The 1,488-nt window shown below is 60.6% G+C and carries 2 protein-coding genes; both read left to right on the top strand.

Annotation, left to right across the window (positions count from 1 at the left end; genetic code table 11):
* Window positions 1-857, top strand: an 857-nt coding sequence (locus AC1DT3_RS20810) for a cadherin domain-containing protein (RefSeq protein ID WP_477467103.1), incomplete at its 5' end; no start/stop codon positions are given.
* Window positions 858-1,082: 225 nt separating this feature from the next.
* A partial coding sequence (locus AC1DT3_RS20805) for a GAF domain-containing protein (protein WP_477467102.1) occupies window positions 1,083-1,488 on the top strand: 406 nt, incomplete at its 3' end.

Here is a 1,488-nt window from a genome sequence, read left to right as displayed (position 1 = left end):
GCTCCCTCACAATTCGCGACACGCAGCACGGCCGGGACGGGATTGATACGGTTCTGAACGTGGAAATTTTCCAGTTCTCCGACCGCAAGATCAGCGCCGCGTCACTTCTCAATTCCGCACCGAGCGGCTTGGCGCTGAACGGCGACGTCGTATCGGAGAACAGCGCTTCCGGAACCTTTGTCGGATCATTCGCGGTCATGGACGACGCGGGCGATACTCACAGCTTCGAGCTTGTCGGAAACGCCGACGGCCGGTTTGCGCTCGACAGCAAAACGGGCGCGCTCAGCGTGGCCAATGGCGTCATGCTCGACTACGAGCAGGCCCGTCAGCACACCATCAGCGTAGCGGCGATCGATTCTCTGGGGCAGCGCATCATCAAAGATTTCGCGATCGGCGTTCAGGACGTGCGCGATGAGCGCGCGACGGGGAGTGCCCTCTCCGATCGGCTCGTGGGTGGATCCGGCAAGGACGTCTTCAGCGGCGCGGCCGGAAACGATTTTCTGGCGGGCGGTCTTGGGCGCGACGTTCTTACCGGCGGCACGGGCCGCGATACGTTCGCCTTCGGCCCAAGGGACTCGGGTACGGCCAAGAACGCGGCCGACTACATCACTGATTTCTCGGGGCGGAGTGGCGACAGGATCGATCTCTCGGCGATCGACGCCAACAGCAAAGCGCGCGGAAACCAGGCCTTCAAGTTCATCGGCAAGGCGGATTTTACGAAGGCCGGCCAGCTCAAATACAAAGTGGTGGGTAAGGAAACATTCGTCTACCTCAACACCGATACGGACAAGACGGCAGAGATGATGATCCGCCTCAAAGGCAAGTTGGACCTACAGAAAAGTTGGTTCATCCTTTGATGAGAATGGAGGCTTCGGTTGTCGGAGCCTTTTCTCGGAACGACCCCAGGGAGCGGCCGACTTCGTGATCGGGGCCGTCGGCAAGTGTTGCCGAAGCGGGGGGCTGCCGGGCGCGGCACCTCGGGGCGGGGTTGCCACAATTGCAATTTCTTTCTGTGATTGGCTGAGGAGCAATGGGGGTGTCTGCAGGTCGGCCGAAAGCTAACGGGCCGAGGGAGCGGACTGATGGACGAAGTCTCCTCACAGGAAGCGGAGCGGGTTGCTGCACTCGCGCTGTACCGCGTCATGAACACCCCGCCGGAATTTTCCTATGACGCGCTGACCGAGTTGGCCGCCGAGATCTGTGGCTGTCCGGTCGCCTTGATCAGCCTCATGGACGAGCGACGCGCTTGGATGAAATCGAAATACGGGTTGCCGGCCGATATGGTCGAGTGCCCGCGCGAGATCACCATGTGCAACACCACGCTGTGCTCGAACGATCTGATCTATGAGCCTGATCTGACTGAGAGCGAGCGATTTCGGCACCTGCCCATGGTGGCTGGCGAGCCATTTGCTCGATTTTATTGCGGGATGCCCCTCATCAACCGGGAAGGCTTTGCCTTGGGCACGCTCTGCGTCATCGGGTTTGAAC

This window comes from Microvirga sp. P4_G7 (assembly GCF_056401005.1).
The sequence above is the reverse complement of the archived record's forward strand: the minus strand, read 5'-3'. Positions and strand labels throughout refer to the sequence as shown.